Source organism: Betaproteobacteria bacterium, assembly GCA_016791345.1.
GTDB lineage: Bacteria > Pseudomonadota > Gammaproteobacteria > Burkholderiales > JAEUMW01 > JAEUMW01.
Genome location: JAEUMW010000405.1, coordinates 1 through 3,676 on the forward strand (window position 1 = coordinate 1; position 3,676 = coordinate 3,676).

Here is a 3,676-nt window from a genome sequence, read left to right on the forward strand (position 1 = left end):
TCGAGCTGGAGATTCTTCCGCGCTACATCGAGCAGCGGCGCTGGTTCGCGCAGAAGGGCGAGAAGGTGAAGCGCGCGCGCCTCGTCGACCACGGTCTGCTCGAACGCGGCAGCCAGTCGTGGCTCATCGGGCAGTTCGACGTCGAGACCGGCGCACAAACCATCCGCTACTTCGTGCCGCTGTCGCTCGCCTGGGAGGAGACGGAGGAGGCGCGCGTGCGCAGCCTCAAGACGGGGACGGTGGCCAAGGTGCGCCAGCAGGCGAACGTCGGCGTCATGGCCGATGCATTGCCGGACGTTGCATTCTGCCGCGCGCTGGTGGAGACCATCGGTCAGGGTCGCGAGCTTGCGACGGCGCAGGGGAAGCTTCGCTTCGTGCCGACGCGCGCGTTCCGCGAGATCGCCGGCAGCGACCTGTCCCGCCTCGATCTCGCCCGCCCCACGATGCAGAGCAGCAACACCGTGGTCACGCTGGGCGACCGACTCTTCGTCAAGGGCTACCGCCAGGTGCGCAGCGGCGTCAACCCCGAGCTCGAGATGGGCCGCTTCCTCACCGAGGTGGCGCAGTTCCCGAACTGCGTGCGCGTCGCCGGGGCGCTCGAGTATCTCGCCGCCGACGGCTCGACCTCCACGCTGTGCCTGCTGCAGGCGTTCCTCACCAACGAAGGCGACGGCTGGACCTACGCCGTCGACTACCTGGGCCGCTTCCTCGAAGAGCGCGGTACGCAGCCGTCGACGCCGGATGCGCACGGCGGCTTCCTCGCCCTCATGCAGACACTCGGCACGCGCACCGCGCAACTGCATTGCGCACTCGCCCGCACCACCGGCGATGCAGCGTTCGATCCCGAGCCTTTTGCCGCAACCGATCTCGCCGAGTGGAAGCGACGCGTGCTCGACGAGGCCGCCGCCACCCTCGCACTACTCGACCAGCGACGAAGCGAGCTGCCTGGCGCCGTGCGTGCGGAAGCGGAATCGCTGCTGCAGGGACGCGAGCGTCTGACCAGGCGCATCGAGACGTACGAATTGCCGCCGAGTGCAACGCTCAAGACACGGCTGCACGGCGACTATCACCTGGGACAGGTGCTGCTCTCCAATCACGATTTCATCATCATCGATTTCGAAGGCGAGCCTGCGCGGCCGCTGCCCGAACGTCGCGCCAAGCATTCGCCGCTGCGCGACGTGGCGGGCATGCTGCGGTCGTTCAATTACGCGCACTCGGCCGCACTGCGCCACGCCGCCCAGGGCGGCGGCGACGCCTCGACGCTGGAGCCGCTCGCGGCGCAATGGGAACGCGAGGTGCGTCAGGCATTTCTCGCAGCCTATGAAGAAACGGTGCGAACGTCGCCGCTCTATACCGATTTCAATGCTGCACACGGACTGCTCGCGCTCGCCGAGCTGGACAAGGTACTGTACGAGCTGCGCTACGAGCTCGGCAACCGGCCCGATTGGGTCTCGATCCCGCTGCGCGGCATCTTTGCGCTCGTGGGCGACGCCTGACACGGATAGGAGATTGCCATGGAACAACACGTGGACATGCTGATCGAGCCGGCGCGGGTGTTCCTGCTGCAGGTTGCCAGTCTGCTGCCGCGTCTCGGCATCGCGCTGATCGTGCTCGTCGCCGGCTGGCTGTTGGCGCGGGTGGCGCGCTTTGCCGTGACGCGGGGACTGCGCGCGATCAACTTCAACGTGCTGACCGAGCGCGCGGGACTCGACGAGTTTCTCCGCCACGGCGGTGTGGACGTCGATACCGTCGGCATTCTCGGTCTGCTGGCGTACTGGCTGGTGATTCTCGCGGCGCTTTTCATCGCGGCAAGCGGGATCGGGCTGCCCAACGTCACCGATCTCATCGCGCGCATCATGCTGTTCGTGCCGAAGGTGATGGTCACCGTGCTGATCCTCGCCTTCGGTGCGTATTTCGCCCGTTTCATCGCGGCGACCATCATGACCTACTGCAAGAACGCAGAAGTGCGCGACGGCGAGCTGCTCGGCCGCCTGGCGCAGTACACGGTGCTCGCCTTCGTCGTCCTGATCTCGCTCGACCATCTCGGTGTCGGCGGCGACATCATCCGGCAGACGTTCCTCATCGTGCTCGGCGGTGTGGTGCTCGCGCTGGCGCTCGCCTTCGGCATCGGCGGACAACGCTGGGCGGCGGAACTGCTCGAGCGCTGGTGGCCGCGTCGCGACGACGAGAGATGACGGCAGCTGCGAGGGGCCGCGCGGCAGCGCTGCAGGTGCAATGAGGCGCCGCCATGCAATGCCCTTCGGCTGCGAGCTCCTGCCCAGTGGCGGCGCGCGCTTCCGCCTGTGGGCACCCGGTGCGCGCGCGGTGGCGCTGCGCCTGCACGCGGCAGGGGAACAGCCACAGGAAGCCGCAGCAGCAGCGCTCGGCCAAGGCTGGTTCGAAGCCGAGCGCGGCCGGGCACGCGCCGGCGACCGCTACCAGTTCGTCATCGACGGCGACCTCGCCGTCCCCGATCCGGCCGCGCGCTGGAATCCCGAAGACGTCCACGGCGCGAGTGCGATCGTCGATCCGCTCGCCTTCGACTGGCAGGACACCGCGTGGCGCGGTCGTCCGTGGCACGAGGTCGTGCTGTACGAAGTGCACGTCGGCACCTTCTCGCCGGAGGGCACGTTCGCCGGGGTCGAGCAGCGATTGGACCACCTCGTCGCACTCGGTGTCACCGCGATCGAGATCATGCCGGTCGCGGATTTTCCCGGGGCGCGCGACTGGGGCTACGACGGTGCGCTGCTCTTCTCGCCGGATGCCGCGTACGGCACGCCCGACGATCTCAAGCGTCTGGTGCAGGCGGCGCACGCCCGCAGGCTGATGGTCTTTCTCGATGTCGTCTACAACCACTTCGGACCCGAGGGCAATTACCTCTACGTCTACGCGAGGCAGTTCTTCACCGAGCGCCATCACACGCCGTGGGGCGGCGCCATCGACTTCGAGGGGCCGGCAAGCCGCACCGTGCGCGACTTCTACGTGCACAACGCCCTCTACTGGATCGAGGAGTTCCACATCGACGGGCTGCGGCTCGATGCCGTGCACGCGATCTACGATGCCTCGCGCCCCGACATCCTGGTGGAGATTGCCGCGGCGGTGCGCGCCGGTCCGGGCGCCGACCGCCACGTCCACCTCGTGCTGGAAAACGACGACAACGCCGCCCGCTACCTGTGCCGAGGCGGAGAACGCGACGGCTGCTACGACGCGCAGTGGAACGACGACATCCACCACGCGCTGCACGTTCTGCTCACGGGCGAGAGCGAAGGCTACTACGCCGACTACGCCGACGATCCGCTCGCGCACCTCGGACGTTGTCTCGCCGAAGGCTTCGCCTACCAGGGCGAGCGCTCGCCCTATCGCGAGGGGCAACCGCGCGGCGAACCCAGCGCCGGCCTGCCGGCGACGGCGTTCGTGAGCTTCCTGCAGAACCACGATCAGATCGGCAACCGCGCCTTCGGCGAGCGTCTCGCCGCCTTGGCCGCACCCGAGCGCCTGGCCGCGGCCGTCGCGGTGGTGCTGCTCGCGCCGTCGCCCCCGCTCCTCTTCATGGGCGAGGAATGGGGCAGCACGCAGCCCTTCCTGTTCTTCTGCGATTTCGAGCCCACGCTCGCGCCGCAGGTCACCGCCGGGCGCCGCCGCGAGTTCGAGCGGTTTCCGCGCTTTCGCGACGAGG

Annotated in this window: 3 protein-coding genes; all 3 read left to right on the plus strand. The window is 68.4% G+C overall.

Translation table 11 applies throughout. The annotated features are described in order from the left end of the window. The coding region (locus tag JNK68_15380; GenBank protein ID MBL8541726.1) for a putative maltokinase at nt 1–1,496 on the plus strand (1,496 nt) is incomplete at its 5' end. 18 nt (nt 1,497–1,514) lie between these two features. Next, nucleotides 1,515–2,195, plus strand: coding sequence for a hypothetical protein (locus tag JNK68_15385; protein MBL8541727.1), 681 nt, complete (start codon nt 1,515–1,517; stop codon nt 2,193–2,195). Between the two features lie 40 nt (nt 2,196–2,235). After that, the coding region (treZ, locus tag JNK68_15390; protein MBL8541728.1) for a malto-oligosyltrehalose trehalohydrolase at nt 2,236–3,676 on the plus strand (1,441 nt) is incomplete at its 3' end.